This is a genomic window from Paenibacillus lentus, assembly GCF_042714055.1.
In the GTDB taxonomy this organism is placed as follows: domain Bacteria; phylum Bacillota; class Bacilli; order Paenibacillales; family Paenibacillaceae; genus Fontibacillus; species Fontibacillus lentus_A.
In genome coordinates this window covers 139,450-166,313 of record NZ_JBHGVC010000011.1, presented here as the reverse complement: position 1 = coordinate 166,313, position 26,864 = coordinate 139,450, and the positions used below count along the sequence as shown (strand labels likewise).

The following is a 26,864-nucleotide window of genomic DNA, read 5'->3' as shown; positions in this document are numbered from 1 at the left end:
GCTGAAGAAGCACTACTGATATGTTAAATATCAGTAGTGCTTCTTTGCATTTCCAACGAATAGCGGATGCGTAAGCTAGTTTAATACCCAATGTTGGAGATCATTTCGATTACCGTTAAATCCAATTTGTAAAAACTAAGCAGAATTTACAAAAAGTTGATGGATCTCGGAACAGCCCAGCAGCTGGACACTACAGATTTATATTTTTGTCCAAAAACCGGTTAAGTAAACAATATGAACTGTATTACTTTAACCCAGAAGAAGGAATTATCGAACTTGTGAACGAATATGTAGAAGGTAATTGGTGGGAAAAGGCATTTGATTCCAATCTGGAGTTTCGTGATGGAGGCGAGCGTTGTTTGTTACGGCGAACATCAAGCGTTCCACGAAATTGTTCGGGGAGCGTGGCTACCGTCTTGCTTGTAGGAGGACGCATGACTGAGCAAAACATGCAATGTCTGCAAGATTCAACATGAACCTTGACGCTAGTTGTAAAAAGGTTCACAGCTTACTAGGTCTCGACGGCTACTATGATGCAGTATTATCCAGTCTAATTATTCAGGAGGAGGAATAGCAATGTATGAATACAAATTTGTAAGAGTTGAGCTGAAGGGAATTATTGAGAATAAACCGGTGGAAAATTACCAGGAGATCATTCATGAGCATGCGCGGCAGGGATGGAGGCTATTTCAAATCTTTGCACCCAGCACGCAGGGCTTCGGGACAGCGAATCATTTTGATTTAATCTTCGAGCGGATGGTTCAGTCTGATTAAAGAGTATTCTTTCAGGCGAACTTATTTTATCTACAAGCTTCCCAATCGAGCGCAAGCTAGCGGTAGAATATAACTTGACGCGGATTTTTGAGAAATTGGGGGTTCGCTCCAGATCTGAAGCGATTGTGGAGGCTAGACGGCTTGGTTTGATCCACTCTAATGAATTTTTGTAGAAAATAGGATGCAAGTGGCAGACGTTTAGGCGAATAAGGGGGGATAGCCCAACCTTACTCGCTTTTTATGTTTTTCCATAAAATTCAAATGGAATCAGAAAAATATCAACCCTAAATCGCAATATTGCCTCCTCAAAATTACGCGCAAGATTCGATAGACTAACGATGTAAACATTTACATTTCTGAAAGGGGTCTTGAAATGAATAGAATGAAACGCATGGCTGTCGTTTTGGTTGCTGTCCTGCTGGTCGCTTCATTAGCGGCATGTGGCGGCGGAGGCAACAAAACTACAACAAATAATGGCGGTAACACACCTGCCGCTACGAACAATGGTGCAGGCGAAGAGAAGACGGATACGGGCGAAAAGATTGAACTTACGTTCTGGTCCCTTGGAACGACAAACTACGAAGATCTTGCCAAGGAATACACAAAAGAACATCCGAATGTTACCGTAAAATTTCAAAATACGTCTGACCAAACCGCTCACCATAATAACCTGACTACGGCATTGTCGGCCAACTCTGGGGCACCGGATATTTTCATGCTGGAAATTGCATTTATGGAGCGCTTCATCAGTGCTCAAGACAAGTTCCACAATTTATATGATCTGGGCGCCAAAGACATTGAAGGTGATTACTTGGATTGGAAATGGAAGCAAGCCACTTCGCTGGACGGCTCCTTCCAATTGGGGCTTCCAACCGACATCGGTCCTACTGTAGTTTACTACCGTACGGATTTGGTCGAGCAGGCCGGATTGCCAACAGATCCAGATGGATTCAGTGCAGCAATCGATACATGGGATAAATTCGGGACAGTAGCGAAGCAATTTAAAGAGAAGACAGGCAAGCCATTTGCCGACTTGACTGATTTGGTCTATAACGGCGTGCGCGACCAAGCGGCAGATGAAATTTATTTCAGCAAGGCTGACGGATCCTTTATTGGAGATACGAATCCGCAAGTGAAGAAAGCCTACGACTTCACGGTTAAAGGTATTCAAGAAGGCTGGATCGGCAACACGCTTCTCTGGTCTCCTGAATGGAACAAAGCGATCAATGATGGCGATTTCGGCGTAATGTTAGGCCCAGCTTGGATGGCAGGTACAATCAGAAATGCCCAGGATTCCGCGGGTAAATGGGCTATCGCCCAGCTTCCTGAAGGCGCGGGCAACTGGGGCGGCTCGTTCTTGACACTGCCTAAAGAAGGCAAGCATCCGAAGGAAACCTACGAGTTTATTTCTTGGCTGGTAAACAAGGAGAACCAATTGAAATCCTTCAAAGCCAGCGGCTTATTCCCTTCAATTCCGGCAGTATATAGCGAACCGGCATTCACGGAAGATAAAGATGATTTCTTTAGCGGTCAAGTCATTTCCGAAGCCTATGCCAAATCGGCGGAACGCGTAAAACCGGTATATTACGGTCCGCTGCATGACCAAGTGGATACGATGTTCAAGGATGCGCTCAAGAACGTGCTTGAGAAAAAGGCTGATCCGGCTAAAGAGTGGGAAAACGCAATTAAACAAGCTAAGACATTGGCAGAACGCAGCTAGGAAACATAGTTCTTCTTTTCATAGCTTGTCACCCGAATTCGCAAGAAGATGGTATCTTCTTGCGAATTTGGATTTATCAAAACAACCCTGGAGGTGCATAAATGGCTGACTTAGCTACTGCCAAACCGCTTCAGAATCCCGGTAAAAAGCCATTCTGGACGGAGACAAGGCGAAGCCGCCTGACGGCTTATACGTTCATTTCCCCTTTCTTTATTCTTTTTAGCATTTTTGGGTTATACCCGATCTTTTTCACGATTTATTTGTCGTTCTTTAAGTGGGATGCCCTTGGGCCGATGAAGTTTGTCGGATTTAAGAATTATCAGTTGATCACCAGCGATCCGACGTTTTGGATTTCTTTCAGCAATACGCTGATCATGGCGTTAATGGGAACCGTTCCGCAGTTGATTTTAGCGTTATTTGTCGCAATTATGCTTAATTCGGCGTTGAATAAGTATAAAAATACATTCCGAATTCTGTTCTTCATGCCGAATATTACATCCATTGTAGCCGTGACGCTCGTTTTCAGTACGATGTTTGGCAACAACGGGATGGTCAACTGGTTGTTAAACACCATGGGATTGGAGAACGTGGCCTTTAACTCCGGATGGTGGGGTGTGAAAATTGCCATTTCCACGATGGTCATGTGGCGCTGGATGGGTTATAACGCGATCATTTTCCTATCCGGGCTGCAGAGCATTCCTACAGATATTTATGAGGCTGCGAAAATTGACGGAGCAAGTCGAGGACAGCAAATGCTGTATATTACGCTGCCATTGCTGCGGCCGTTTATTATTTTCGTCACCTTGATCTCCACGATCGGTGCGCTTCAATTATTTACCGAGCCTTATGTCTTCCTAGGGCAGTCGGGATCGGGCTCTACTCGTCAGGAAGGGGTTACGATGGTAACTTACTTGTACAGTGAGGCATTCCGTAATGGCTTCTTCGGCACAGCGGCGGCTACGGCAGTCATGCTGTTCATCTTTACCATTATTTTCTCCGTCCTTAATATGATGATATCCAGCCGAATGGGTGGAGATACAGGAGGGAAAAAAGCATGAGCTCAACAGCCGTGAAAATAAAGAGAAAAAAACCGGACGATGCCGGAGTTGTTACCAAAATATTATTTTATATCTTTATGGTGGTAGGCGCACTTGCTTCGATATTCCCGTTCTACTGGATGTTCGTAATAGCGACCAACGACAAGTCTGCTGCATTCCATATTCCGCCGCTGCTTGTACCCGGAACGGAGTTCTTTGATAACTTTGGGCGCGTTTTGGAGCGGACGGAATTTTTTAGAGCATTGATCAATTCTGTCGTCGTAGCTTCAGCGGTTACGGTTTCCGTTGTATTCCTGTGTACGCTCGCGGGCTATGCTTTTGCAAAATATGAGTTTCCATTGAAAAAAGTCCTGTTCGTCTTTGTTATCGCTACAATGCTGGTTCCGGCCCAGTTAGGGGTTCTTCCGCAATATGTCATCATGGCGAAGCTGCAGTGGATCGACAGCTATAAGGCGCTGATCGTTCCGGCCATGGTCAACGCCTTCGGGATCTTCTGGATGCGGCAGTATATTTCCTCCGCCGTTCACTCTGAATTGATCGAAGCGGGTCGCATCGATGGAGGCGGACATTTTCGGATTTTCTGGAATATCGCGATCCCTGTCGTTACGCCGGCGATGGCCACGCTTGCCATCCTTAATTTCATGAACGTATGGAATGACTTTTTCTGGCCGCTCGTCGTACTGAAGAATAAAGAGAATTATACGATTCAGCTTGCGCTCCAGCAGTTGTTTACAAACCGGGATGGTCTCGATTTCGGTATGATCATGTCAGCTACCTTCACGGCCACCTTGCCGCTTCTCATTGTGTTCCTGCTGTTCAGCCGCTGGGTCATCGCCGGTCTTACTTCCGGAGCCATTAAAAGCTGATAGGGTTAAGCTACAGTTTGATCTGGGGTCTAATATGTGATGTTAGCAAGGAATATAGAACACGATGAAGAATATTACAGTTAGAAGATGGTGGGGGAGGCAGCAAGCATTTATGAAGCTCCGTCGAAAAATTTTGCTGGCAATTATACTTCTCGTGTTCATTCCTGTTATTCTGATGGGCGGCATTTCGTACTACAGCTTCTCGAATGCGATGGAGAAGAAGTCGAGCCACTTTTATTGGATCTCATTGCTGGAAAGCGACCGGAAGCTGAAATTTGCGCTGAATGAAATAACAACCATTTCAAACTCGGCGATCACTCAGCCTGTCATTCAACAGACGCTGAAGCTGCCCGGAGCGGGAGTAAGCTACGAGAGCAAGCAAGAGATAAGCAATTTGATCAATCATCCGATGATTACATCGTTCGGACTGTACTCTAAGGATCAATTGCTCTACAGCTCCAATGAATCCACGGCATTCCATGAATTGGATCAGCAGAGCTGGTACGGGAAAATGAAATTAGCCGAAGGAAGACCGGTGTGGATCGGACCCGGAGAGAACGGTTCGGTTGCTACGGGGAACCCGGTACTCATTCAGGCACGCTTGGTCAAAGACTATTATTCATTAGAGGATATTGGGGCCCTCGTGATATATATCAAGCCAGACATTCTGGATCAGGTGTTCTGGGAAGCCGCTACACTGAAGCAAGGGGATATACTGCTGGTGAATACGCAGGGGAATATCGTATTTGATAAGTCTGGCGAGCATATCGGGGAGCAGACTTCGTTTCCATTCCTCTCTGATGGGTATTCCAACAGCAAAGGGTATTACGTAGATAAATATCTTGGAGAAAAATCACTGATTACTTACCTGCCGTCTCATAATAAAGATTGGGTTTTGGCAGCGATTACACCGTTTAAATTGATCGCTTCGGAATCATTGTCTATCCGCAATATCGCCGTCATTCTCGTCCTGGTATCTCTAGTGTCGGCCTTCCTGTTCGATCGATTCTTCATACGCAGGCTGGTCAGCAGCATTATTAGCGTCGTTAACGGGATGAAGAGAGTGCAGCAGGGAATATTTGTGCCGATCACCTCCCCGCTGCCGGCGGATGATGAGCGGGATCTGCTGGTCGATGGCTTCAATCGAATGAGCACGCAAATCGACGAGCTTATTGCACAGGTCGAAACGGAACAGAATCGGAAAAAAGAGGCGGAGCTGCAGGCGCTTGTTGCGCAGATCAATCCGCATTTCATTTATAACTCCTTGGAATCGATCAACTCCATGGCCGTGCTGCAGGGGAACAAAAGCATTAGTAAGATGGTCGTATCCCTAGGCAAGCTGCTGCGTATCAGCATTAGCGAGAATCAGGAGCTTATTCCACTGCAAATGGAGATGGAGCATGTTCGGCACTACATGGATATTCAGAAATTCCGCTTTGAGGATAAGTTTTCGTATGACATGCAAATATCGGATTCATTAAAATATTTCAAGACGCAGAAGCTGATTGTTCAGCCCATTGTGGAAAACGCGTTATACCATGCGATTGAGCCGATGGAGGACAGCGGGATGATCACGATTTGGGCGCAGGAGCATGGGAATGATATTTTTATTTATGTAATGGATAACGGCCCCGGTTTTGATCCGGTGACACTGCTCAATATGTGGAATAAAGATTGGGGCACGATGAAAAAGTACCGGGAAAATGGGGTAGGCCTTAAAAACGTGCATGAACGGCTGCGTATCCGGTTTGGCGGACAATACGGCATTATGATTTGTTCTTCCCTCGGATTCGGGTCTACGATTCGAATTCGGATACCTAAGATTGTTTCATAAAATAAATATGGTAGATAGGGAGGGACAGTGAATGAAGTGGTTATTGAACTGGGGCTGGATACTGCTGTATTCAACGGTTATTGCCGTATCTGTTCTGCTGATTACAGCCGGCAACCGAGATCCTATTGAGGAGAATCAAAGCGATAAGATCACGCTCACATTCCGCCATTTCTGGACGAAGGAGCATGATAAGCCGATGCTGAATATTTTTGAAGACGTAGTATCGGACTACCAGAAAGCTCATCCGAACGTGAAGGTGAGTTTTGAGGGAATGGATCAGACCACGCATCGGGAACAGAAGCTGAAGAGCGAGATGGTCACGGGAACGCCTCCCGATATGTTCGTATTGTTTGGAGGGGCCGAGATTGAGCCTTATGCGCGTGCGAACCGATTGATGGATTTAAGCCAGTTTGTGAAGGAACGGGGACTTAAGGATCAATATCGTGATTTGCAATTATGGACTTTTGATGATCGCATATACGGGCTGCCGATTGAAGGTAATGCGGAGCCTTTGTATTATAATAAGACGATTTTTAATGAGCTTGGTCTGAAGGAACCGGGTACGTTAGCTGAATTGGATCGTGTCATCCAGGTGCTGAGGGACAACGGCTACACTCCGTTTGCATTGGGCAATGAAGATCGCTGGCCGGCAGCGATATTTGCTCATTATCTGATGGATCGCTATGCTGGACCTGCATTGATTCAGGCCTTGTCGCAAGGCGAGGATGGCTATGATTTTCGGAATGAAAAATATTTGAAGGCCTACGAGCACTTGAACGAATGGGTGGAGGCAGGAGCTTTTGCTTCTGCGGCTAACAGCTCCTCTACAGAAGAAGCGATCGCTCAGTTTACCGAAGGCAAAGCCGCCATGTATTTGAATGGGAACTGGGATATCAATCTGTTTCATCGAAGCGACTCGGGCCGTAATTCAGCGTCCAGCTTTCAGGACGAAGTAGGCGTCATTCCTTTTCCGTCATTCCGGCTTGGAGAGACGAAATCGATTGCAGGCGGCTATACGATCGGCATCGGGCTCTCCTCCAATTTAGATGAGGCCAAGAAGGAAGCCGCGCTGGATTTGCTGGAATGCTTCTATACCAAGGAAGTGCAGAGCCGCATCGTTTATGAAGGCTTGCGATTGCCGTCGATCAAGCTCAGCTTTGATCCGGAAAGAACCGGACCTGTCTTTGCCCAGGTGATTACATTAATGGAGCAGAGCACGCAGAGCTTCGTCCCGTACGACAACATCTTGTCGCCAGAGGTCAAAAGATCCTTCTTGAAGGGCGTAAAGGAAATGATTGGCGGCCAACTAAATGCAGAGGAAGCCTTGGAGGAATTGCAGCTTAGCTCCAAGCTTTATTGGAATCAGCGAAGAAGTTCTGTACCCTTTAAGAATTCGGGAGGTGCCATGTATGGGGTCGACGGAAGAGAAGTACAGGGTTATTCTGGTCGATGATGAGCCTATTATTCTGCGAAGCTTGAAGGCGGCTATTCCTTGGGACGACCTTCATTTGGAAATAGCCGGGGAAGCCAGGAATGGGGAACAGGCTCTTCAGCTAGTCCGCGATACGGAGCCGCATATGATTATTAGCGACATTCGCATGCCGGGTAAAGACGGGATCTCTTTGATGAAGGAAGTATTGGCCGAGAATTCGCAGAGATTATTTATATTTATTAGCGGTTATGGTGAATTTGAGTATGCAAGAGAGGCGCTGCGAGAGGGAGCCTTTGATTATTTGCTGAAGCCGATCGACCATGACGAGCTGATCGGGATGATCATGCGGGCCAAGAAGCATCTCAGCAAGCAGCAGGAGAATGACAAACTGCTTCATTCGGTTCAAGTTTTGTCTTTGCTTGCCAGGGAGAGACTGTTTGCCGAGTTCATCGAGGGGAATCAAAGTCCGCTGCAGCATATGCGCTGGCTGGAGAATAGCGAGCTGGAGCAAGGGTATTTCATGGCCGTTGTGCAGTTGGATCACTATGTGAAGCTGAATGAGCAGTGGAGCATAGATGAGAAGCGTCTATGGCTGTTTGCGATACGCAATATCGTCAGCGAGTGGTCGCTGAATCAGGGAGGACTTACGGCGTTTCCTTTTCACAGCGGTGAATGGGTGGTCTTGTTCCCCGATAAGCTAAGCGATAGAAAAATAAGTCTGGGCAATGATTTGATCGGGCGAATAAAAGCAAATACGAAGCTATCCTGCTCCACGGGCTTCAGTCAAAACATGATTGGGATCGATCAATTAAACGAAGCTTACCAAAATGCGGCCCAAGCCTTGTATCAGCGTTTCTACTCTGGCCAGGAAGGGGTATATGTCTTCTCGGAGAGCGCAGCGACAGCGATTGCTTCAGAAGCGAAGTATCCGAAGCAGCTCGAGGAATCGCTGCTGGAATGCGTGCGTAAATTAGACCGCCAGCAGATGCTGGATTTATTTGACGAGATGAAGGGCGATTTGGAGAATCAAGCCTTAACGAAGGAACAGGCAGAGCGAATCATCGTTGAGCTGACCATCGTTTTATATCGGCAATTTGAAGGCATGAATTTGATGCTGGAGTGGTCTTTAGAAGGCTTGCTGCAGGAAATAAACTCCTTGCCTACCTTAAGTGAAATGATCGCGGTATTGAAGGATTGCTTCGGCCAGTGGATGCTGCAGAGCAAGGAGAACTATTCGCGTGGAGATGTTCAAGCTGTTATTGCCAAGGCTACCTCCTACATTACCCATAATTATCATAAGGATCTCAGCATTGAAGAGGTCTGTGATTTAGCCGAGCTGAGCATAAGCCATTTCTGCTTGCTATTCAAGCAAGAGACAGGATACACCTTTCTGGAATATTTGACCCAGTGCCGTATCGAGAAAGCGAAATTTATTTTGCAGAATACGAATGTAAAGGTATATCAGGTAGCTCCGCTTGTCGGATATCAGGATCCTAGATATTTCAGTCAAGTATTTAAGAAACTAACGGGGAAAACTCCCTCTGAATATCGGGAGGAGGCCGGATAGGGCGAAGGGTTATTTAGACAAGGACGGCCGGGGTTCCGGCCGTCCTTGCACTAATTCATCTACATTTGTCTATTAGCGATTACGCTGCATCGAACCCATGATCAGACTGACAATGAAAACTAGGATGATTGCCCCGATTAGTGCAGGGACGAAATAGAAATCACCGATGACAGGTCCCCAGTTTCCAAGAATAAGGCTGCCGAGCCAAGCTCCGATAAAACCAGCAATAATGTTGCCGATTACTCCGCCAGGAATATCCCGGCCCATAATTAGTCCTGCCAGCCATCCGATCACACCACCGATAATCAATGACCATAAGAAACCCATTCTTATCACCTCAATCTTTGGATTAGCTTGTCTGTCTACTATTAACCACCTCCATTAATTTTAAACATTTCGAGCTCGTTTCAGAACGTAACTAACCTCAGGATATATTCAATATTTTTAAAATAATAAATTTTTATAAAAAAGGGTTGTGCAATTATCGACTGATCTGGTAAAATCCAACACAACAACTACCAAAAATAAACAGAACTAGCATTCACCATTATGAAAGCACTTACAAAGAGCTTGCTTTTGTTGTGGAGTTGATTGTTGAAGGAGAGGAGGTTTCTTTGTCGTAAAATTCAAACGTTTGCATTAAAAAATTGCAACAAGCTTGTTGAACGGATCATGAAGTGCTGCCTTTTGCGCAAACCTTTGCACTGATCAGGAAAGAGCTCGTAATGGAAAGCAAGACGTGATTAAAAGGAGGAGAAGTGGTGTTAAAGCAAGCTAAACAATTTATAGCTTTATGGTTAAGTATCCTTTTTGTCGGTACTTCGGTCTTTATTCATCCATGGGAAGCGGCAGCCGATATGAATACTGCTGCAGATCAGGCAAGCTCTGCTGATCAGCAGGCGGTGACTTTCAGCTGGGATAATGCAAACGTTTACTTTGTTTTGACGGATCGTTTCAAGGACGGTGATCCCAGCAATAACAATTCTTACGGACGTCCGCAAAGAGATGCAGCCGGGAAAAATATCGGCACGTTTCATGGCGGCGATTTGAAGGGCTTGACGCAGAAGCTTCAGGAGGGTTATTTTACCGACTTGGGCACGAATGTCATCTGGATTTCCGCTCCGTATGAGCAAATGCATGGTTGGGTCGGAGGCGGTGACGGCGGGGATTTTGCGCATTACGGCTACCATGGATATTATGCCCTTGATTACACGATGATGGATCGCAATATGGGAACGGTCAATGATATGCGAGAGTTCGTAGATTTGGCGCATTCCCAAGGTATTCGTGTCGTATTAGACGTTATTTTGAATCATCCAGGGTATTCGACGCTAAAGGATATGGAGGAATACGGCTTCGGAGCAAGAAATGGAATCGGAGCAAGCTGGACGCCTGGAAGCGGCCAAAACTGGCATAGCTATCATGACATGATCGATTATAATAACTCGTCGGCCTGGTCGAGCTGGTGGGGGAACTGGGTTCGTGCCGGAATTGCGGGCTATGAAAACTGCGGCGGGAATGATTTGACTCAGTGCGTAGGCAACCTGCCTGATTTCAGAACCAACGTGACAAGCAATATCGGCCTGGCCCCTATTTTGCGGACGAAATGGGCTAAAGAAACAACAGGACATGATGCCTGGATCGTGCCGGCGGCCTCGAATTTACGCAAGGATCTCGGAGTGGCTCCGGCAGACTATGTAGTGAAATGGCTTGCTGCTTGGGTTGAAGAATTCGGCATCGATGGTTTCCGGGCAGATACGGCCAAGCATGTAGAGCTGAGCCGCTGGAAGCAGCTTAAAGATGAGAGCAGTGCGGCGCTGCAGAAATGGAGGCAGAACAATCCGGGCAAGCCGGGGGCCGATTGGAATGACGATTTCTGGATGACCGGGGAGGTATGGGGACACGGCGTCGGCAAAAGTGAATATTTCAATTACGGCTTTGATTCGATTATTAATTTCAGCTTCCAGGACAGCAACATGAATGCGTTGGAAGGCACATATGCAGATTATGCATCCCGAATCAACAGCGATCCGAATTTTAACGTATTGAGCTATATTTCCTCGCATGATACCCGCTTATACGACCGCAGCCGATTGATTCAAGCGGGCAGCGCCCTGCTCCTGCTGCCGGGCGGCGTGCAAACATTCTATGGAGATGAGGCGGCAAGGGCATTTGGCGAAACAGGTTCAGACCCGCATCAGGGAACTCGTTCCTCCATGAATTGGAACAGCCTGAACCAAGATGTGTTGTCTCATTGGCAGAAGGTGGGGCAATTCCGTAATCGCCACCTTTCGGTCGGCGCCGGGAGCCACGCCAAAATCGGAGATGCTCCTTATACGTTCAAACGAATCTACTCTAAACATGGCATCGACGATAAAGTCGTTGTCGTTATGGGCGCGTCAGGATCGACGCAAGTAAATGTATCCTCGGTTTTTGCCGACGGCAGTACGCTACGGGATGCGTATACGGGTGAGGAAGCTATGGTAACTGGCGGATTCGCCACGTTTACAGCCCATGCTAACGGTTTAATCCTGATTGAGCAGACGGCTGAATCAAACTTGCCTGCCGTATCTGCATCTCCTGCGGGAGGAAACTTTAAGACGGATACCCTAACCATTAAGCTTCATGTCAAAAAAGCGGAATCCGGAAAGTATACGCTGGATGGCAGCGATCCGTCAGAAGGCATACCGTACACGGACGGTTCGGAAATTACGATCGGCGATGAAATGGAGTTTGATGATTCCGCGACGTTACGATTATATGCTGTGAATGAGGAAGGCTCTTCCATGCAGCAATATGAATATACGAAAAAAGATCCCGATGCAGGCTTGACGATTTACTTTAAGAAGCCGGCAGACTGGGGAACACCGCAACTGTACTATTATGATACGCTGCCTAAGGTAACGGAGCCGACGTGGACAACGTCACCGACGATGACGAAGGCTGCAGGAGAGTGGTATTCCTATAAAATCGAAGGCACAGATGGGGCGACGGTTATTTTTAAAGACGGCTCCGGCAAACAAAATCCAGGCCAAAACCAACCGGGATTTGTGCGCACATCGGACGGCTGGTATGACGGACGGCAGTGGCATGAATCCAATCCAGACGGGCCAGAGGACACCGAGGCGCCAACAGCGCCGGAACAGCTTCGTTCGACTGCCGTTACGGATACTACCGTGACGCTTGCCTGGGAGGCGGCTGTCGATAATGTGGGCGTTGCCAGTTATGATGTATACCGCGGCACCGAAAAAGTAGGGAGCTCGGCAGCGACAACGTATACAGACAAAGGCTTAGCTCCGCAAACAAGCTATACGTATACGGTGAAAGCCCGCGATGCGGCGGGCAATGTCTCGCCCGCCAGCGATCCCCTTGAAGTAACTACCGAAGCGCCGGGAACGGGCGGGAATAGGGTAACTGTATACTACAAGCATGGCTTCAGTGACCCTTACCTTCATTATCGTCCTGAAGGCGGGACGTGGACGGCAGTTCCAGGGATTGTGATGGAAGAATCGGAAGTGCCGGGCTACAGTAAATATACCGTGGATATTGGGACGGCCTCTCGACTGGAGGCGTGCTTCACGGATGGCAAAGGAAATTGGGACAGCAACAACGGAAAAAATTATTTTTTCCACACGGGAATCTGGACTTATTTAGGGAATGGGAAAATTCAGGAAGGCGCTCCTGATCCCGACGCAGCAAATAAAGTGACTATTTATTACAAGCATGGCTTTAGTGTGCCTTACCTTCATTATCGTCCTGAAGGGGGGACGTGGACGGCAGTCCCAGGGGCGGTAATGGAAGCTTCGGAAGTGCCGGGCTACAGCAAATATACGGTGGATATTGGAACGGCTTCTCGACTGGAGGCGTGCTTCACGGATGGCAAAGGAAATTGGGACAGCAATAATATGAAAAATTATTTCTTTGGTATTGGAACTTGGTCTTATAACGGGAGCGGGCAAATTGTATCGGGGCCTCCGGTATCGCCGGGATCTGTACTAGACATCGATATTCAGGCAGCTCCAGAGCCGAATGTGTTACCACTCTTGCCTGGAGTGGAAAATCCAGAGGCGGTAGACGAGGAGCTGCCGCTTGAAGATGCGATGGATGCCGGGGCCGAAGCTGCCTGAGCAGTAGGAGCAGTAGGAGCAGTAAGGGCAGTATGAGATCTGTATTAGCAGTCAGCATTAGCGGTCAGCATTAGCAGTCAGAGAAGTATTAGATTACAAGAGTATTAGAGTATCGGAAAACTATATGAGTTGAACTAATCTTATTCCCATATCGACTTTGCATTGCCATCATTCTCCACGCTATTAAGCTGATAATTATACGGAGGTTATAGGGAGGTTATACGGAGGCAAAAACAAGCGGAATCCCACCTTGTGGACTGCAGCCATAAATTTGAACGAAAAATCGTACAAAGGCGCTCCGAAAGCTTCCGTAGCAAGAACTTTGTACGAAAAATCGTACAAATAGGTAACGAGTTGTTCGGTTGCGGCCGTTTTGAATGAAAGATGGTACAAAGGCGTTCCAAAAGCGTCCGCAGCAAGAACTTAGTACGAAAAATCATACAAATAGGTAACGAGTTGCTCGATCGTGGCCGTTTTGAATGAAAAATCGTACAAAAGCGCTCCGAAAGCGTCCCTAGCAAGAACTTTGTACGAAAAAAATCGTACAAAGAGGTCACAAGTTGGTCGGTCATGGCCGTTTTGAACGAAAAACCGTACAAAGGTGCTTCGAAAGAACATTTCATACGGCTGTTTTTACCGTAAAATCTATAGTTCGACTTATATAGTTTGATTCGTCTAAGTTGTATCAGTTGGCAGCATGAATTGTTTCATAAATGAATTGCCTGATTACAAAAATGCCCCGGCATCTCATCGATGTCAGGGCATTGTATTGTTTGGTGAAGCTCGCTTGGAGTTATTCTATAGTCGTTTTCGCCGGAAATACATAACGAATGCGCTGGCGGCGATTAGAACAAGCAATGAAATGCCGACTGTAATGGCTTCGGTAGCGTTCCCTTGCTGCTGGCTGCTTTGCTGGCCGCCAGCCCTGAAATCGCCTGGCCCACCGAAGCCCATCCCATCGGGAACCCGCCTTACATCTTGGATGCCTTCCGGCGGTACTTGGCCCTCAGGAACGAGTTGCTGATTGTTTGAGGCAGGTGCTCCCCATTGCTCCGACGGCATAGGGCTGGCATCTTGCTGATTCGGCGCATCTTGCTCCGATGGCGCAGGGTTAGCGCCTTGCCGGTTTGGCGCATCTTGCTCCGTCAGCACAGATGGAGTGCCTTGCTGAGTTGGATTCGGTGCTTCTTGCCCGCCCGCGGCCGGCGGAGCGTTGACACTGCTTGGGATGCCAGGAGCTGCCCCTGCCCCGAATCTGCCGCCCATGCCTCTGCCTATACCACCGCCACTGCCTGAGCCGTCTCCCGAGGATGGGATCGTTCCTGCCAGCTGCTGGGCAATGTTGTCGACCTGCTTCGTATTGGTTGCTACCAATTGCGTTACGCCTTGCTGATATTCCTCATACGAATAAAAAGCGGTGGGATCCTGCTCTACATACGCAGAAATCATTTGATTCAATTGATCAACGCGGGCGGAGAAGCTCTCCTCCGACAGATAGCCTTCGATGGCCTCTTTAATGATGTCGTGATACTTCTCCTTATAAGCATCCACGGCTAGGAGCTTTGCGACAAGTGGGCGTTCTGCTAAAGCCCCCTGGGTAGGCTCGTCGATTAACAGAGCCGTGCCGGATGCCGGCGCCGTATTCGCCGCTTGATCCCCGTTGTTTGCTGGCGCTTGCGCAACTGCATCGTTCTGGGACTGCGACGGAGAAACAGCATTCAGCTCCAAGTTATCCCCTATGTCATTACGAGCATTATTCTCTCCAGGATTGGCCGCATTGTCCTCTGTATTATCCCTCGCCCCAATATTGGCATCGCCTGTTGCATTCTCCGCCGACTGGTTGCGCCCAGGGACTCCTTTCCCCATGCCCATGCCACCGCCCAATCCGCCGAAGGCCATATTGTAATCCCACGGCAGGATGGAGAACACGCCGTCTTCCTCATATAAATAATAGTTTTGTTTATTGCCGCCAATGTAGCTGTCCGTATTGTTGGTAACGACGTTCAAGGCAATATACTTTAAGGCTTCCTCCACAAAAAGCACACTTTCGAAATCGGTGCCATGATTCAACTCATCCAGCATATCGATTAACACATTGCCATTGTGCGAATTGGACTTCAGCTCCAAGCCGGTATATGAATCCGGGTCATCACCCAGCCAGAGCAAATCGCTGCCGCTGCCTGTCATGACGCCCTTGTACAGAGCCCCATAGGCATTATCGAAATGACGCTCCAGGTACGAGGTGCCGATTTGCTCCACGGCCAGGTAGAAGCCCCATAGCTCGTCATTGATATAGACGTTGACGAATGAATATTTCGGCGTCGGCAGCCCCATCGTTTCCGCCAGCTCGTAAGCGAGATATTCCCGCATATAAGAGGCATCGCTGTAATTGTTGTTCAGGTTGATTTTTTCTAGTCCGCCTAAAGTTTGGTTTAGATATTCATTAAAAGACAGCTTGAAGCTGTAACGATCCGAATCGCTCATTTGCACTACACTGCGCAAAGATAAATTGCCTTTCGTACGGATGCCGATGTTGTCAATTTGTTGTCCGTTATAGTTCACGGATGCCGGCTTGTACTCTTCGGCGCTGGCATTGTCCAGCATATCCTGGAAGTCAGCTTCATCTAGTGTAATTTTGACGTCGATGACCTTGTCCTTCGGGAACACAGTCTCATCCAGCCATTGCTCTGCGGCCGTACCGGAAGTGCTGTTAAAACTGCTGTGGACAGTGTTGCTGCTATTGGTGCTGCCGGAAGAAGAGGTGGATGCTGGAGCATTCGAGATGGAACACGCTGCAAGCCCTACGGACATTACTGTGAGGCACAGAGTTCGCAGTACAGCCTTCAAGCGTGCTCTCATGATACATAGTCCCCGTTATAGCTGATCAGCACCGCATTTCTGACTCCGTCCAGCTCGGAGATACGGTTTACAAATACGCCTTCGCTATCGCGGAGACGAACCTCTAAGGTCATCTCGATATTGCCGGGAGATACTGTTTTTTGCTTCACATTATAACGCTTTACAAGTCCGGTCATCGCCTGGTGAATGGCCTGCTCACTCTCATCTCCGCTGCAGTTGATCACGAGCAAATAGGGCGTCTCCAATGTGGAGTTTTTGATGAACAGGAACAGCACCAAACCGATAATGACAGAGCCGATTGCGGCTAAAGTATAGAAGCCGGCTCCGGTAACGATGCCTGCGGCTGCAGCCCAGAATAGGAAGATCAAATCGGTTGGATCTTTGATGGGTGTTCTAAAACGGACAATGGACAGGGCACCGACCATCCCGAGCGACAGGATCAGGTTGGAATTGATCGCAATGATGACCATCGCCGTTACTAAAGTCATGCCGATTAAGGAGACGTTGAAGCTTTTGGAGTACAGTACGCCGCTGAATACCCTTTTATAAAGGATGAAAATAAACAAGCCGATAATGAAGGCGGCACCTAGCGTAATGAGAATTTTGGACAGGCTGATATCGGATGTAAAATTACTAAGCACCGAATTTTTGATAATATCGCTAAACGTTGTGGATGAAGTGTTTGTGGTCGTTTCCATAATAATTAATAATCCTCCCATGAATTTTCTTTTAGAAATTTGCGGCAGATGACGTATTTCGAAGCAGATTGCCGGTTAAGCCCTTCAAGCTGCAAGGCGGCACGGATGGCTTCAGGAATGAATTCGTCATACTTCACCTCCAGAATGATGAAATTATCGTCGATCGCGGCTACCGGCCTCAGGTTTTTATCGAAAATATCCACCGCATGCAGCCCAGTTCTTAAATTCTTGTCAAAGGTAATGCGAACATTGCCGTTCGGATAAATCAATGGCTCCCGTACATAATCCACGATGACTTTAGGTCTAAGCAGGCGATGGTTCATTTGCTGGTACAGCTCCATCAGAAGCGGCTTCTCCGGTACGTAAAGAGCCTGGAAGTCACCGGCAAGAATGGAGCGGTACATGTCCAGGGTGATCGGCTCCTTTACCTTGGCGATGTAGTCGTTCAGCTTGATTTTTTTCTCAAAATGAATGACGTGCTCCTGCACATTGTAGATGCGAATGCGGTATTTGCAGCGCTGGCGGATTCCTCCAAGCTTCTCGTGCAGCGCCGAATTATCGATGTCGTCAAAATAAAGACTGCGGATATGATACTCGCCGTTTGACCCCACATGCTGGTCACGATCCATTAAGTTGATTAATCTTTGCCGGATAATGAAATATTGCTGCCGGTTGATTAGAAATTTGAGCTCATGCCGATATTTAAGCTTTGTACCCATTGGATGCTTGTACACCTCAATTCCTGTGTTGTCATGTTATTTTTATAGCCAGTCAATATTTGCTTCGTGAGTTACAAGGTACATGTTAGCAACCTTTTCTGATTTCTCACTTAACGTAAACTGAATGTAAACTGAAAGTTAAAATGTGTTTCAATATATTGAAGTGGGTCAATAAATAATTTGGATATTATACATAGGGCGCTTAAATGATTAGTGAAAGGAAAGTTAAACGAAGATGCAATTGAATCAGAAGTGGATACAATTGCAAGCAAAGGAACAGGTAAAGAGGGAGGAGTGGTTCTACATAGGAGGCTAGAGTAATTGACGTTATTTTCCAAAAAAAATGACGGTGTGAATATGATGCTCGTTTGGTCTATGATCGCCACCATGGTGTTCGCCTGTTACGGTAAAAGCAGTGATGCATCAAAACGGTCAGGCTGCTTTGGCCACGGATGGAGAAAAATGCCTCCCATGCTGCGGCAGATTCCAATGCGGCATATGGAGCCAAAGGAGAGAAATTCGGCGGGGAGCTTGTCAAAGCGGAGCAGAGCGATTAAGGCTTCATAACTGTTATCCAGATGAACATGGAGATTAAAGAGAAGCAATGATAAATAGGGGAGTTCTAAGGTAATTAGCGTACCTGAGCTCCCCTTTTCTAATTTAGAAAATATTTTTGATATAGATATTATAGCTTGGATTGCGTACTAACATATCGTTTTCTGCCCTGCAGCAGCAGAAGAAGCGCAGGAGGCAAAACGATAAACAAGAGAATTAGCCCCCATAGCAGGTCGCGCGGTTCTACGATGTGATCGGTGAGCATTCGATAGTAAGCATAGAGCGAGTATGGAAGTACAAGGAGAAGTGAAGTCACGACGCCTGGGGCGTATATTCTGAAGTAGATCGATTGAAAAGTATGCGTAAATACATGCAGAAAGAATAAGTGCAGGGCAGCTATGAAAGGTATGTAGAAGGAGAAAAATACGGCAAGGCTCGTGACCGTTACTATAACGATAAAGACGCCCAGCACATCCTTGGCGAATTGCAGGGTATTCATTTGAAATGAAGGCTGATACAGCTTGCGGGCGAACGGAGGCAGAGAGCTTTGAACACGCGTCCCATGCACCTTAATCCATTGCTCGATTGTAATAATTTCCTCGAAGTCATGAAACATGAAGATGATGGGGAATAGCCATAACAGGCTAGTCATATGCACGTTAGCATTCAATAGGGCCAACCATTCCATAAACATTGCTCTCACTCTCCTGGGAATAAACACTTGATAATAATTATCATTATTGGTAGAATAATAAAAGAAGAAGGAACCATGATCGGCTCCTTCAAGATGCTTATGATTTAGATTCGAATGTTTTGCAGTCGGTTTCTTCGGATTTACGTGTATGATCCGGGCTGTTGCTGATGATGTAAATGGAGGTCGCACTGCATTTATTGTTATCAGCCCAGTGAAGACAGGAATTAACTTCACACATTACGTCTTGTGCCATCTTGGATTCACCTCCTTGTATTCATGGTGCGGGCAAACGGGCTACGTCGAGTAAGGTAGGACTTATTCGAGCGTGCAACCCTCTTTTGGTAGAAGAGGGTATTTTTGCTTTGTCCAACCCTAGAATATCAAATCCACCACGGTTATGCAATGGATACCCAGGAAATCGCGATATGCCTAGCTCCGCCGGTTCGCAAGAAAGGTTTGATTTGCCATCAAGTTATCGATGAAGCCGAAAAATAAAAAAAGGGACACAGCTAGTCCACGTAATGACAAGCTGTGTCCCTTTTGATTTATAGAGATTGATATATTTATGAGTCCGAGTCCGATCGTTCTTTAGTTCTCAATTACGATCCGATCAAGCTTCAAATTGACCGGGTTGGCGATCGTGTCGCCTACCGGGCATTTGCTCTCCAGAAATTGCACGAATTCCTCTACTTTATCCTGGGGCGAGCTGGTTTTGACATAGAACGTGTACCGGATATCAGAGTATCCCGGGCGAACCGTGGATCTATTGAAGAAGCCATCCAAATCGATGTCGCCTTCTACTTCCACGCGGAAATCATCCAGCTTGACCTCGAATTTCGGGGCGTACACTCGGGCAACGATAGCTTGACATGCGCCGAGCGAGGTCAGCAGCGCCTCAACCGGATTCATGCCGGTATCCGTCCCGCCCAAGCTCTGTGGTTCGTCGATGATCAGTTCGAACTGACGAGAGGTCGTCTTGACTTGAACTCCGTTTTGAAGATGTGCAGTTGCTTTGAAGGTTTGTACAGCAGCCATTGAAAAATCTCTCCTTTTTGTAAATCATACTTATCCGCTAGGTTTTATTGAATTATATGCCCGATTGACGTGCTTGTCAATCCGAAAAGACATAAATCAGGGACACTCACACATCTATGCCTCCTTCAATAATGTGTACTAGAAGGAGGATTGGGGAAAATGCTGTACGATCAAGACCGACTAGAAGGATTGTCGTTAAAACAAGATGGCTGGAAATATGATGCTTACCGGCAGTTTGTTATGAAGCTGTCCGATTCCACGTATTTATTTCCATGTATACCTGCCACCATTGGATTTAAACGGGGGCATTTCAGATACGCGTTTATAAGCGAGCCGCGCAGTGATCAGGCTGCGTCAGAGCTGGCCCGGCTGTTAGAAATTTTTGGAGAAGAAGCCAGGAATTTCGGCAAGTACACCTCCTTGGTTCTATTCTGCGAGACGCCTAAGAAGTTGGCCGACAGCTATACCGTCGAAAAATACAGGGAGGTATTCTGGAGGCTGCTGCTTAAAGTCCGAGCCTTGGATAAAAAAGACTGGCCCGAGCATCTCCCCGCCGATCCTCATGATCCGGTCTGGGAGTACTGTTTTGGCAAAGAGCAGTATTTCATGTATTGCGCTACCCCTGCCCATCGTTTGCGGCAGAGCCGGTATTTTCCTTATTTTATGCTTGCGATTACGCCTCGCTGGGTGCTTGTGGAGTTTAATTCTTCCGGGGAAGCTGCTGTCCATATGAAGAGCAAAATCAGGGAACGCATACTTCGGTATGATGCCGTCGGTATTCATTCCGACCTGAACACTTACGGGAACGAGGATAACTTTGAATGGAAGCAATACTTTCTCGGAGATGATTCGGCTCCATCGCCCTCTCGTTGTCCCTTTGCCGATTATTATCTAAATAAAAATTAACTGATTTGTCGTACAATCCTCCCACCTTGAATAAAATGGTACAAGTTTGCAGGTGATTTAGCGATGGGATGGGAGGATGAGGGCATGAGCTTGTTTTTGAGTTATATCCTACTGGGACTGTCGCTGGCTGCGCCGATCGGTCCAATCAATGCCGCACAGATGGATCGGGGAATTCGAGGCGGGTTCTGGAATTCTTGGATACTTGGACTCGGCTCTCTGCTAGCTGATTTTATTTTTATTGCTCTCGTATATTTTGGCACGGTTCATTTCTTGCAGATTCCTTTTGTTAAATCCTTCTTATGGTTGTTTGGCTGTTTTGTGCTCATTTACAGCGGATGGGACGGGCTTAAGGGAGCGAAGGAAGTGGCAGAGTACCGGAATGCTAGGCAGGAATCCTTGTATAAATCATTTGGCACAGGATTCATTTTATCTATCTCGAATCCGCTGTCGATTATGTTCTGGCTAGGCATTTACGGCTCGATCTTGGCAAAGGCGGCTCAAACCTACGGAATGAAGGAGTTGGTGCTGTATACCTCCGCCGTTATACTAGGGCTCATGATTTGGGATTTGTCCATGGCCGTCATGTCCAGCGGATTTCGCCGATTCTTGACGCCGCGCCTCTTAACGGGAATTTCTGTTCTCTCGGGGTGGTCGCTGATCGCCTTCGGCCTTTATTTCGGCTGGCAGGCCTATCTCGAGTTGATCGGGTAATATCGTAAAAACGCACATAAGCTCCTTAGAGTTGGACATTTGGCATCCGCGCTTCTTTGGCTAATCTGGAGATAAAGCTGGAAAGGGCTAGCGTCAGGCGTCAGGACGCACAGTATCAGCACAAAGGAGTGGAACGAAAGCATGCCAAAGATCGCGGACAAATATTTGGCGGTAGATCCGTGGAAAGTGATGGAGGAGGGCTTTGACCCGGTGCGCAACCGGGTGTCGGAGTCGATTTTTTCATTGGGCAACGAATATATGGGAGTCAGGGGTTATCCGGAAGAAGGATATGGCGGTGATACGCTGCTGGGGAGTTACTTTAACGGGCTGTTTGAGGAAAGCAAGGTAGACGCGCATTACAAAGGAATTATCAAATCGCTGCGCTTTATGGTCAATGCGGTTGATTGGTTGTATACACGGATTGCCGTGGACGGCGAAATCCTTGATATGGCGACAAGCACGTTCTCGGATTATCGGCGCGAGCTGGATTTTAAGAGCGGCGTATATAAACGGGAGCTGGTCTGGCATCTGGCTAACGGAAATCGCCTTAAGCTGACGTTCGAGCGTTTTGTAAGTATGCGTATATCGCATTTAGGCTGTCAGCGAATCAGCTTCGAGCCGCTTAACTTCTCCGGTACCGTCCGGGTTTTGGCGGGGCTGGATTTTTCCGTGCTGCATGAGGATCAGGGGCGCAGATATTGGGAAGCACTGCAACGGCGGGAGGAGAATGGGATTACCGGCATACTCGGTATGACTGCGCAGACCAAAAACAGTTTGTTTTCCGGTTTCCAGCTGGAGGCCTCTAATGTAATTGAGAACGTGCTAGTGACGGAAGCTGAAGGGAATGGTAATGGCGGGAATAGAAACGACAGCTTTATCGGTCGTGAGCTGCTATTGCGGCTGGAACAGGGCAAACGGACGACCATGGACAAGCTGACGGTGAATATGGCGGAAAAAGATGTAAACCGCGCACATGAGGAGGTGTGGCACGACGGGCTGGAGTTGGCGCTGCGGTATGCGGACATCGACTATGATACAGCGGCTGCGCAGCAGCGGGAGTATTGGGCGCAGGTGTGGGAGGCGTCCGACATTGTTATTGACGGAGATCCAGAGAATCAGCAGGGAATTCGTTTTTGTATTTTTCAAATGTACCAGACGTACCATGGTGACAATCCGGGCTTTAACATTGGGGCAAAAGGCTTGACTGGCGAAGCTTATCGCGGGCTTGCTTTTTGGGATACGGAGTCGTATTGCCTGCCTTTTTATATATTCAATAATCCGAAGGCGGCCCGCAGCCTGCTGGAGTTCCGATACAAGTCGCTGCCTTATGCCTTAGAAAGAGCGAAAGAACTGGATTGTGAGGGCGCATTTTATCCAATCGCTACGATTGATGGAACGGAAAGCTGCGATTTATGGCAGCATTCGAATTTGCAGCTGCATGTAGGTACGGCGGTGGCCTATGGCATTCGGCATTATGTGAACATTACGGGAGATATTTCTTTTTTATATGAAAAAGGTTTGGAAATGCTGATTCAAATTAGCCGATTCTACGCAACCCGTGGGCAATTTGGGCAACAGACGGGGGAATTTGGCTACTTTGGCGTAATGGGGCCCGACGAGTTCCAGCTGATGGTCAACAACAATTGCTATATCAACTGGATGGCCAAAAAGCTGTTTGAGTACACGCTGGAGGTGATCGACGGAATGCGAGATTCCGGCGCATTTGCCGAGCTGGCGAGGCGTCTGGCATTGACGGAGGAAGAGCAGGCGAATTGGAGGGTTAAGGCCGACCGCATGAAAATCCCTCAGGATAAAAAGACGGGAATTTACGAGGAGCATGACGGATTCTTCGATATGCCGCATTTGGATATCCACTCCATTCCGGTGACGGAATTCCCGCTTTATTCGCATTGGTCTTATGATCGGCTGTATCGTTATGACATGATCAAGCAGCCGGATGTGCTAATGTTCATGTTCCTGTACAGCAGTGAATTTTCCCTCCAGGAAAAGCGAGCCAATTACGATTACTATGAGCCGAGATGCATTCACGAATCCTCGCTGTCGCCGTCCATTCACTCGATAATCGCTGCCGAAATCGGCCGACCGGAGGAGGCTTACAAATTCTTCGAGTTCGCTACGCGTCTTGACCTAGACAACTACAACCGTAACACGCGGGAGGGACTGCACACGACCTCGATTGCCGCAGCCTGGATGAACATCGTATACGGCTTTGGCGGCATGCGCTCGGATGGGGATAAGCTGGTGTTCCATCCGAGCATTCCAGATCGCTGGGAACGGTACAGCTTCCCGATTTCATTTCGGGGAACCCGCTTGGTGGCGGAAGTCGACAAGGAGCAGGTGGTTCTGCGTGTCGTCAACGGCCCTGCTGTAGACATTGATATTTATGAACGCAGCTATCGCGTGGATGCCTCAGGCGTTAAGATCGGCCTCGAGCAGGCAAAGGTGGGGTAGCCGATGAACTGGATCATACGGGAAAAGGGTTATGACAAGCAGCGAGTGACGACAAACGGGAACAAATTCATGATAGGCAACGGCTATATGGGCTATCGTGGAACGTTGGAGGAGTACGGCAGGTTTGAGCTGACGGCCACGACACTTGCCGGCCTTTATGACCAGGTTGGAGATAATTGGCGGGAGCCGGTGAATGCTCCAAATGGGCTGTTCACTCAGGTTTTCTGTGATGGAGAGTTGCTCAGTGTGCTGTCTTCGGGGCCACTGGAGCATGTCCAGGAGCTGGATATTCGGCATGCGGTGCATCGCCGCCGGACGGTGTTCCGCACTCCCGGATCGGCCAGTGGACGGATTACGTTGAGCGCAGAGCGGTTTTGCAGCGCAGAACGGCTGCATCTCATTGTGAGCAAAATCTCTGTGCAGTGCAGTGAGGATCAGGAATTGCTGATCCGTACAGGCATTGACGGAGATGTATGGGATATTAACGGCCCTCATTTGGAAGGGCTGACAGGTTCAGAAGCGGAAGGCAGCCTGCTACTTGCCGGGAGAACGCAAGAGCTGCACGTGCCGGTAGCCGTAGCGGAAGGTCTGGTTTGCGTGCCCGGCGAGGCGGCAGCGGATGCCCTGGCACAGGGGAAGATGCCGGCTCCAGTAGAGAAAAGACCGGGTGACAAAGCAGCAGTTGGTTCGGAGGCTGAGGCTAGAGCCCGAGCAGGTGTCAGAGGAGAGGTCGAAGGAAAGGTCAACGTGGGGAGCGAAAGCACGACAGAGGTTGGGGCAGGTTTTGCTTATCGGGAAATTAGGCTGCACTGTTTAGCGGGAGAGACGTATACGTTTTATAAATACGTGTCGGTATCTACAGGATTAGATGGAGGGGCGGTAAGTCAAGCCGCTCTGAAGTGCAGCCGGGAGGCGGCCGAGTGCGGTTACGATGCATTACTGCGGGAGCATGCCGAGAGCTGGGAGCAGAAATGGAGTCGCTCAGACGTAGTCATTGAGGGCGATGAGGAGGCCCAGCTTGCACTCCGTTACAGTCTGTATCAGCTGCATATCATTTCACCGGGGCATTCTGAGAAGCTGTCGATCCCGGCACGCGGCTTATCCGGTCAGGTCTACAAAGGGGCGGTGTTCTGGGATACGGAGATGTTCATGCTTCCGTTCTTCCTGTATACACAGCCCGAGGTTGCGCGCAATCTACTGATGTACCGGGTACATACGTTGGACGGTGCGAAGAGAAAAGCGGCCGAATATGGCTATGAAGGCGCGTTTTATGCCTGGGAGAGCCAGGAGACCGGCAACGATGCGTGTACTCTGTTCAACGTCAACGACGTCTTCACCGGTCGTCCAATGCGAACCTACTTCCGCGACAAACAGATTCATATTAGCGCGGATGTCGCTTACGGCATTTGGCAGTATTATAGGTTTACCGGGGATGATAGCATTCTGCTGGACGGAGGAGTGGAAGTAGTGTGGGAATGCGCGAGATTTTTTTATTCCTACGCCTACTTTAACCCGGGGAAGCTGCGTTACGAAATTCTCGATGTAACCGGCCCGGATGAATACCATGAACGGGTGAACAATAACGCCTTTACTAATGAGATGGTCAAGAAATGCCTGTCTATTACGCTGGAAGCACTTGATTACTTAAAGGGGAAGCGCCCCAAGCGATATGATGCCTTGATATCCCGCAGCGTCGTCACTCCTGAGCAAATTCAGGAAATGCATGATCTTCTGTATGTCCAGCAGCCGGATCCGAGCAGCAGGCTTATTGAGCAGTTCGACAGATATTATAAGCTGGAGGATGTATCCCTTCCAGAGCTGAAATCAAGAATGCTGAACCCCCATGAATATCTTGGCGGGGGGAATGGTCTAGCAACGACGACGCAAATTTTGAAGCAGGCTGATGTAGTACTTCTGCTGCACTTGTTTGGAGAACAATACGACCGGGACACGAAGCGCGCTAATTGGGAATACTACGAGCCGCGGACAGAGCATGGTTCGAGCTTAAGCTCCTGCATTTATGCCCTGGTTGCGGCGGATATCGGCATTCCTGATTGGGGTTATCCCTATTTCATGCGTACGGCAACGATAGATTTGACAGGGGAATCTAAGCAGTATGTCGGCGATTTGTATATCGGCGGCACCCATCCAGCGGCGAACGGAGGGGCTTGGATGGCGGCGGTGCTTGGTTTTGCGGGATTGCGATTTGACGGCAAGACAGTTCGCATCAAGCCTTCTTTGCCGGAAAAATGGCGCAGCGTTGAGATTCCGCTCCATTTGCTGAATCAATCTTATCGAGTTCGCGTCGGTCAAGAAGAGATTACTGTCGAGGCGCTTGCGGAGAACGCCGGCAGCCTGGAGTTTCAGTTGGGCGATCATATCGTTTTTGTTCGGCCGGGAGAAAAGATTAGTCAAAATATCCGCTAAGCGCAGTTTTTCTATATAAGTTGAACTAACCTTATGCTCGTATTTGCCTTATGGCCATTGCCATCGTTGTCCACGCTATTCAATTGATGGTTATACGGAGGCGCATGTGGTCGACCGACCGCCGTCATGCAGCGAAACACCGTGCGCTGGGAGCTGCGTGCGGTGTAGAAAGAAAACAGGCGGATTCCGACCTTCTCGGCTGCAGGAAGAACTTTGTACGAAAAGTCGTACAAAGGCGCTCCCGAGGCGGCCGATCCGCGGCGGTTTGTACGAAAAGTCATACAAAGGCGCTCCCGAACGCGTCCGCCGCAAGAACTTTGTACGAAAAATCGTACAAAGAGCTCTCGAAGCAGCCGAACGCGGCAGTTTTGTACGAAAAGTCGTACAAAGGCGCTCCCGAACGCGTCCAC

At 48.2% G+C, this 26,864-nt stretch carries 19 protein-coding genes and 3 pseudogenes; 14 read left to right on the top strand and 8 right to left on the bottom strand.

What is annotated here, in order from left to right; translation table 11 throughout:
- Positions 1–576 precede the first annotated feature (576 nt).
- The 8 genes and pseudogenes from ACE3MQ_RS21600 (at position 577) to ACE3MQ_RS21565 (ending at position 9,251) form a co-directional block, all read left to right on the top strand.
- Complete coding sequence (locus ACE3MQ_RS21600) at positions 577–774, top strand: DUF4177 domain-containing protein (protein WP_379396570.1); 198 nt, start codon at positions 577–579, stop codon at positions 772–774.
- 59 nt (positions 775–833) lie between these two features.
- Positions 834–947, top strand: a pseudogene (locus ACE3MQ_RS21595) (DNA-binding response regulator); the annotation flags it as partial.
- Between the two features lie 200 nt (positions 948–1,147).
- Complete coding sequence (locus ACE3MQ_RS21590) at positions 1,148–2,494, top strand: extracellular solute-binding protein (protein WP_379396568.1); 1,347 nt, start codon at positions 1,148–1,150, stop codon at positions 2,492–2,494.
- Positions 2,495–2,595: 101 nt separating this feature from the next.
- Entirely contained in the window at positions 2,596–3,552 is a 957-nt protein-coding gene (locus tag ACE3MQ_RS21585) for a carbohydrate ABC transporter permease (RefSeq protein ID WP_379396566.1), read from the top strand.
- Positions 3,549–4,418 carry a carbohydrate ABC transporter permease gene (locus ACE3MQ_RS21580; RefSeq protein WP_379396564.1) on the top strand — a complete coding sequence of 290 codons (870 nt, stop codon included), beginning with the start codon at positions 3,549–3,551 and terminating at the stop codon, positions 4,416–4,418. The genes ACE3MQ_RS21585 and ACE3MQ_RS21580 overlap by 4 nt, the downstream gene beginning before the upstream one ends.
- 112 nt (positions 4,419–4,530) lie before the next feature.
- Complete coding sequence (locus ACE3MQ_RS21575) at positions 4,531–6,252, top strand: cache domain-containing sensor histidine kinase (RefSeq protein ID WP_379396562.1); 1,722 nt, start codon at positions 4,531–4,533, stop codon at positions 6,250–6,252.
- A gap of 31 nt (positions 6,253–6,283) precedes the next feature.
- Positions 6,284–7,705: an ABC transporter substrate-binding protein gene (locus ACE3MQ_RS21570; RefSeq protein WP_379396560.1), complete on the top strand. Its 1,422-nt coding sequence runs from the start codon at positions 6,284–6,286 to the stop codon at positions 7,703–7,705.
- Positions 7,662–9,251, top strand: a complete 1,590-nt coding sequence (locus ACE3MQ_RS21565; RefSeq protein WP_379396558.1) for a response regulator transcription factor — start codon at positions 7,662–7,664, stop codon at positions 9,249–9,251. The genes ACE3MQ_RS21570 and ACE3MQ_RS21565 overlap by 44 nt, the downstream gene beginning before the upstream one ends.
- Positions 9,252–9,323: 72 nt before the next feature.
- Here the strand turns inward: ACE3MQ_RS21565 and ACE3MQ_RS21560 are convergent, their stop codons facing one another.
- Positions 9,324–9,578 carry a GlsB/YeaQ/YmgE family stress response membrane protein gene (locus tag ACE3MQ_RS21560; RefSeq protein ID WP_379396556.1) on the bottom strand — a complete coding sequence of 85 codons (255 nt, stop codon included), beginning with the start codon at positions 9,576–9,578 and terminating at the stop codon, positions 9,324–9,326.
- 530 nt (positions 9,579–10,108) lie between these two features.
- Here ACE3MQ_RS21560 and ACE3MQ_RS21555 point away from each other — a divergent pair.
- Both ACE3MQ_RS21555 and ACE3MQ_RS27425 read left to right on the top strand, forming a co-directional pair.
- Positions 10,109–12,616 (top strand): annotated as a pseudogene (locus ACE3MQ_RS21555) (alpha-amylase family glycosyl hydrolase); the annotation flags it as partial.
- Between the two features lie 27 nt (positions 12,617–12,643).
- Positions 12,644–13,243, top strand: a pseudogene (locus ACE3MQ_RS27425) (carbohydrate binding domain-containing protein); the annotation flags it as partial.
- 933 nt (positions 13,244–14,176) lie between these two features.
- Here ACE3MQ_RS27425 and ACE3MQ_RS21550 read toward each other — a convergent pair.
- The 6 genes from ACE3MQ_RS21550 to ACE3MQ_RS21525 form a co-directional block, all read right to left on the bottom strand.
- Entirely contained in the window at positions 14,177–16,237 is a 2,061-nt protein-coding gene (locus tag ACE3MQ_RS21550; RefSeq protein ID WP_379396552.1) for a CotH kinase family protein, read from the bottom strand.
- Positions 16,234–16,935 carry a DUF4956 domain-containing protein gene (locus ACE3MQ_RS21545; protein ID WP_379396550.1) on the bottom strand — a complete coding sequence of 234 codons (702 nt, stop codon included), beginning with the start codon at positions 16,933–16,935 and terminating at the stop codon, positions 16,234–16,236. The genes ACE3MQ_RS21550 and ACE3MQ_RS21545 overlap by 4 nt, the downstream gene beginning before the upstream one ends.
- Before the next feature lie 5 nt (positions 16,936–16,940).
- Entirely contained in the window at positions 16,941–17,654 is a 714-nt protein-coding gene (locus ACE3MQ_RS21540; RefSeq protein ID WP_379396548.1) for a polyphosphate polymerase domain-containing protein, read from the bottom strand.
- Positions 17,655–18,339: 685 nt separating this feature from the next.
- Positions 18,340–18,903, bottom strand: a complete 564-nt coding sequence (locus tag ACE3MQ_RS21535; RefSeq protein ID WP_379396546.1) for an HXXEE domain-containing protein — start codon at positions 18,901–18,903, stop codon at positions 18,340–18,342.
- A gap of 97 nt (positions 18,904–19,000) precedes the next feature.
- The gene (locus ACE3MQ_RS21530) at positions 19,001–19,156 is read right to left on the bottom strand and encodes a DUF1540 domain-containing protein (protein WP_379396544.1); all 156 of its coding nucleotides are present in this window, start codon (positions 19,154–19,156) and stop codon (positions 19,001–19,003) included.
- A gap of 335 nt (positions 19,157–19,491) precedes the next feature.
- On the bottom strand, positions 19,492–19,938 hold the full coding sequence (locus ACE3MQ_RS21525; protein WP_379396542.1) for an OsmC family protein: 447 nt from the start codon (positions 19,936–19,938) through the stop codon (positions 19,492–19,494).
- Positions 19,939–20,097: 159 nt separating this feature from the next.
- Between ACE3MQ_RS21525 and ACE3MQ_RS21520 the strand changes: the two genes are divergently transcribed.
- The 4 genes from ACE3MQ_RS21520 to ACE3MQ_RS21505 all read left to right on the top strand — a co-directional run bounded on the left by ACE3MQ_RS21520 (position 20,098) and on the right by ACE3MQ_RS21505 (position 26,454).
- A complete protein-coding gene (locus ACE3MQ_RS21520; protein ID WP_379396539.1) occupies positions 20,098–20,844 on the top strand; it encodes a YqcI/YcgG family protein in 747 nt (248 codons plus the stop codon).
- An 84-nt stretch (positions 20,845–20,928) separates the two neighbouring features.
- A complete protein-coding gene (locus ACE3MQ_RS21515; protein WP_379396537.1) occupies positions 20,929–21,555 on the top strand; it encodes a LysE family transporter in 627 nt (208 codons plus the stop codon).
- A gap of 141 nt (positions 21,556–21,696) precedes the next feature.
- Positions 21,697–24,027: a glycoside hydrolase family 65 protein gene (locus ACE3MQ_RS21510; RefSeq protein WP_379396535.1), complete on the top strand. Its 2,331-nt coding sequence runs from the start codon at positions 21,697–21,699 to the stop codon at positions 24,025–24,027.
- A gap of 3 nt (positions 24,028–24,030) precedes the next feature.
- Positions 24,031–26,454: a glycoside hydrolase family 65 protein gene (locus tag ACE3MQ_RS21505; RefSeq protein ID WP_379396532.1), complete on the top strand. Its 2,424-nt coding sequence runs from the start codon at positions 24,031–24,033 to the stop codon at positions 26,452–26,454.
- 11 nt (positions 26,455–26,465) lie between these two features.
- Here ACE3MQ_RS21505 and ACE3MQ_RS21500 read toward each other — a convergent pair whose 3' ends face one another.
- Entirely contained in the window at positions 26,466–26,735 is a 270-nt protein-coding gene (locus ACE3MQ_RS21500) for a hypothetical protein (RefSeq protein ID WP_379396530.1), read from the bottom strand.
- Positions 26,736–26,864: the final 129 nt, after the last annotated feature.